Source organism: Pseudodonghicola xiamenensis DSM 18339 (genome assembly GCF_000429365.1).
Taxonomy (GTDB): Bacteria; Pseudomonadota; Alphaproteobacteria; order Rhodobacterales; family Rhodobacteraceae; genus Pseudodonghicola; species Pseudodonghicola xiamenensis.
On the sequence record NZ_AUBS01000073.1, the window covers coordinates 1 to 4,378 of the forward strand.

At 62.8% G+C, this 4,378-nt stretch carries 2 protein-coding genes and 2 pseudogenes; 3 read left to right on the top strand and 1 reads right to left on the bottom strand.

Translation table 11 applies throughout. The annotated features are described in order from the left end of the window. Positions 1–103 precede the first annotated feature (103 nt). Positions 104–439: pseudogene (locus tag G455_RS25195) on the top strand (IS5/IS1182 family transposase); the annotation flags it as partial. Between the two features lie 26 nt (positions 440–465). On the opposite strand, the gene G455_RS0121965 reads toward G455_RS25195, so the two are convergent. Beyond that, a complete protein-coding gene (locus G455_RS0121965) occupies positions 466–1,077 on the bottom strand; it encodes a recombinase family protein (protein ID WP_028095582.1) in 612 nt (203 codons plus the stop codon). Positions 1,078–1,235: 158 nt separating this feature from the next. Here G455_RS0121965 and G455_RS0121970 point away from each other — a divergent pair, with 158 nt between their 5' ends. Next, positions 1,236–4,139 carry a Tn3 family transposase gene (locus G455_RS0121970; protein WP_028095583.1) on the top strand — a complete coding sequence of 968 codons (2,904 nt, stop codon included), beginning with the start codon at positions 1,236–1,238 and terminating at the stop codon, positions 4,137–4,139. A gap of 145 nt (positions 4,140–4,284) precedes the next feature. Then, positions 4,285–4,378: pseudogene (locus G455_RS26265) on the top strand (DDE-type integrase/transposase/recombinase); the annotation flags it as partial.

Below are 4,378 nucleotides of genomic sequence, written 5' to 3' on the forward strand. Positions count from 1 at the left end.
CGTCGGGGACTTCTTGCCGGCGAAGTGGATGGTGTGGGACGGCTCTGTTGCACAAATCGGGTGAGGGATTCATCTCGCGAATCCAGGGTGGTAGCTGGGATGCATGAGCAGACCCATACCCCCGACCTACAAGACCAGGAACTGGCCAGCCTACAATGAAGCACTCAAGCGCCGGGGCTCGCTGACGATCTGGTTTGACCCCGAGATGAGCTGGGATGCCGCGCCGACAGGCAGGCGTGGCCGCCAGCAGACCTACAGAGATGCCGCTATCCAGACGTGCCTCTCGATGAAAGTGCTGTTCGGCATGGCGCTCCGGCAGACGACCGGGGTCGTCGAGAGCCTGCTACGGCTGGTCGGCCTGAACTGGACGGTGCCCGACTTCAGCACGCTATCTCGCCGCCAGAAGACCTTGGCCGTGAACATCCCCTACCGGGGGTCTGTTCCGGCTGAGTGCAGGATGACACCCTAAGCGGCTAGGACACGTTTCCCGTTGTCCCTGAGTTCACCGTTTGGGCCGACATATCTGTAGATGGTGACGGGTTTGACGCCGAGCTCTGCGGCGAGCTGCGCGACGGATGTATCGCGGTTCGACATGGCCGCCTGCGCGAGGCGCACCTGGGCTTTGGTCAGCGCGAACTTTCGGCCGCCTTTTCGCCCTCTGGCGCGGGCGGCCTTGAGACCGGCAACCGTGCGCTCCCGGATCAACTCACGTTCAAATTCCGCCAAGGCGGCGAAGATGCCGAATATCAACCGCCCTGCTGCGGTGGTGGTGTCGATCTGCGCACCCTGTCCGGTAAGGACGCGCAGGCCGATCTCTCGATCCGTCAGTTCTTGTACGATTGTCACGAGGTGACGGAGATCACGACCTAGCCGGTCGAGCTTCCAGACAACGAGGACATCGCCTTTGCGCAGCGCCTTGAGGCATGCGTCAAGGCCTGGACGGGTGTCCCGTTTTCCAGAGGCCTGATCTTCGTAGATCCCATCGGCTCCCACCCCTGCCTCGATCAGGGCGTCTCGTTGCAGGTCGAGGGATTGGCTGCCATCGGCTTTTGAGACGCGGGCATATCCGATGAGCATGGTTTGTCCTCAGGTAGCGGAGCGGTAGGACATCGTCATATCTTAAACGATCGTTTGGGATGCGGTCCGGGACAAGCTTGTATTTCCAGCGCCCGCTACATCCTATTCTCTATCTAAATCAAAGGTACACAAACGCCCTTCAGAAAGCAAAAAGAACTATGGCGCATCGCACCATCATGACCGCACGCCAACGCGCGGCGTTGTTCGACCTCGCCACCGACGAGGCCAGCATCCTCTTCCACTACACTTTGTCCGATGATGACCTCGAACACATCAATGAGCGCAGGCGTCCAGAGAACCGCTTCGGCTTTGCCTTGCAGTTATGCGCTCTACGGCACCCAGGCCGTCTACTTTCTGCGGGCGAGGTAATCCCCGAGCCGATCGTCCGGTTTATCGGAGTTCAATTGGGCATGACGGGGGATGAGCTTCTGCCATATGCAGCCCGTCGTCAGACCCGGCAGCAGCACCTCCATGCCCTCCGCCAACTCTACGGGTTCAAGATGTTCTCTGGGCGCCGTGCCCGGGAACTGAAAGCTTGGCTGTCATGCGAGGCGGAGGTGGCAACGTCCAACCACGATCTGGCCCGCCGTCTTGTCGAAGAGTGCCGCCGGACCCAGACGATCCTGCCGGGCGTGTCCGTGATCGAGCGCCTCTGCGCGGATGCGCTCGTGGCGGCGGAACGCCGGATCGAAAGTGCCATCGTGAACCGGCTGGATGAGGATAGAAAGACCCGCCTGGACAACCTGCTCACGGAGTTGGTCGACGGCACGGTCAGCCGGTTCGTCTGGCTGCGCCAATTCGAGGTTGGTCAGAACTCGGCCGATGTTGGCCGCCTCCTCGATCGGCTGGAGGTTCTGCGGGATCTGAACATCTCGCCAGATATCCTCGCGGGCATTCCACCCCATCGGGTGACCCGCCTGCGGCGTCAGGGCGAACGCTACTTTGCCGATGGTCTGCGTGACATCAGCAGCGACCGCCGCCAGGCCATTCTCGCGGTTTGTGCCGTTGAGTGGTGTGCCGCGATTTCCGACGCGGTGGTCGAGACCCATGACCGTATCGTCGGCAAAACCTGGCAGGGCGCGAGGAAGCTTTGTGACGCCAAAATTACGGACGCAAAGACAGCGATGCAGGACACCCTGCGCGCCTTCAAATCTCTCGGATTGGCCCTGCTGGACGCCAGAAGCGATGGGGCTTCCCTGGATCAGGCGACAGAGCTGGCCTGCGGATGGGATCGGCTCGAAGGGCTAGTTGCCACCGCCGCCGAGTTGACGGACACGATGGCCGCTGACCCCTTGGCCCATGTTGGCCAGGGCTATCATCGGTTCCGGCGCTATGCCCCGCGCATGCTGCGCGTTCTCGACATCGAGGCGGCGGATGTCGCGGCGCCCTTGCTGCACGCCAGTACGCTGATCGCAGACGACGAGAAACCAGAAACATGGCCGGTGGGCTTCCTGCGTCGTGGCTCGAAATGGCATCGCCATCTGAACGCGCAGGAGGAGGACGGCCACCGGCTCTGGGAAGTGGCGGTGTTGTTCCATCTGCGGGATGCGTTCCGCTCCGGCGATATCTGGCTCTCCCAATCCCGGCGCTACGGTGATCTGAAACAGGCCCTGGTTCCCGCTGAGGCGGTGAAGGACGCACCAAGACTGGCGGTGCCGCTCGATCCGGAAGCCTGGCTTGCCGACCGCAAGGCGCGCATGACCGAAGGGCTGGCGCGACTGGCAAAGGCGGCCCGCGCAGGGGCCATTCCGGGCGGGTCGATCGAGAACGGCGTCTTGAAGATCGAGCGCCTGAGCGCGGCGGTTCCCGAAGAGGCGGACGAGCTGGTGCTCGATCTCTACGACAGGCTGCCCGCCATACGGATCACCGAGCTGATGCAGGAAGTCGATGCGGATATCGGGTTCACGGAGACCTTCACCCATCTGCATACCGGCGCGCCCTGCAAGGATCAGATCGGGATGTTGACCGTGCTGCTGGCTGAAGGCCTGAACCTCGGTCTCAGCAAGATGGCAGAGGCGACCAGCACACACGACTACTTCCAGCTCTCCCGCCTGTCCCGCTGGCACGTGGAGAGCGATGCAATCAACCAGGCCCTCGCCATGGTGATTGAGGCACAAGCCCGGCTGCCCATGGCCCAGTTTTGGGGTGGCGGCGTCACCGCGTCCAGTGACGGGCAATTCTTCCCCGCCGCCCGGCAGGGCGAAGCCATGAACCTCATCAACGCGAAATACGGCTCCGAGCCGGGCCTCAAGGCCTATACCCATGTCTCCGACCAGTTCGGCCCCTTTGCCACCCAGAACATTCCGGCCACCGTCAGCGAAGCGCCCTACATCCTGGACGGGCTGCTGATGAACGAGGCCGGGCGGAATATCTCGGAGCAGTATGCCGACACCGGTGGCTTTACAGACCAGGTCTTTGCCGTGACCGCGCTGCTGTCCTACCGGTTCATCCCGCGCATCCGGGATCTGCCGTCAACGCGGCTCTATCTCTTTGATCCCGCCACCGCGCCGAACGCGTTGCGCGGCTTGATCGGCGGCAAGATCCGCGAAGGCGTCATCGTCCAGAACTGGCCGGGCGTCCTGCGTGCCATGGCCACCATGGCGACGGGCGTCCTGCCGCCCAGTCAGCTGCTCAAGAAGTTCGCCGCCTATCCCCGTCAGCACGAGCTGGCCGTGGCGCTCCGCGAAATCGGCCGCATCGAGCGCACGCTGTTCATCATCGAGTGGCTGCTCGACGCCGACATGCAGCGCCGGGCCCAGGTCGGGCTAAACAAGGGCGAGGCGCACCACGCCTTGAAAAACGCCCTGCGCATCGGGCGGCAGGGTGAAATCCGGGATCGAACGGCTGAGGGCCAGCACTACCGCATGGCAGGCCTCAACCTGCTCGCCGCCATCATCATCTATTGGAACACCAAGCACCTCGGTCAGGCCGTGACCGCGCGGCGGCGGGCCGGTCTGAATTGCGAGCCCGATCTGCTGGCGCACATCTCACCGCTTGGCTGGGCCCACATCCTGCTCACTGGCGAATACAGGTGGCGGCAGAAAACCGGGGCCGGCTTGTGAAGTAATCACCCCTATATCTTGCCACCGTCACAGTCGCACCACGATCATTGCCACCACGAAGACCACCACAGTGCTCAAAATGGGGAAGAAGGTCGGGAACGAGACCCTTAGGGTGTCATCCTGCACTCAGCCGGAACAGACCCCTCTGGACGAGGTCGTCATCTCGATCCGCGGCAGGAAACACTGGCTCTGGCGGGCCTTGGATGCCAACGGCGACACGCTCGACATCCTCGTGCAAA

Coding starts and splice junctions, on each gene's coding strand:
- G455_RS0121970 (WP_028095583.1), top strand. CDS start 1,236: ATGGCGCATCGCACCATCATGACCGCACGCCAACGCGCGGCGTTGTTC.
- G455_RS0121965 (WP_028095582.1), bottom strand. CDS start 1,077: ATGCTCATCGGATATGCCCGCGTCTCAAAAGCCGATGGCAGCCAATCC.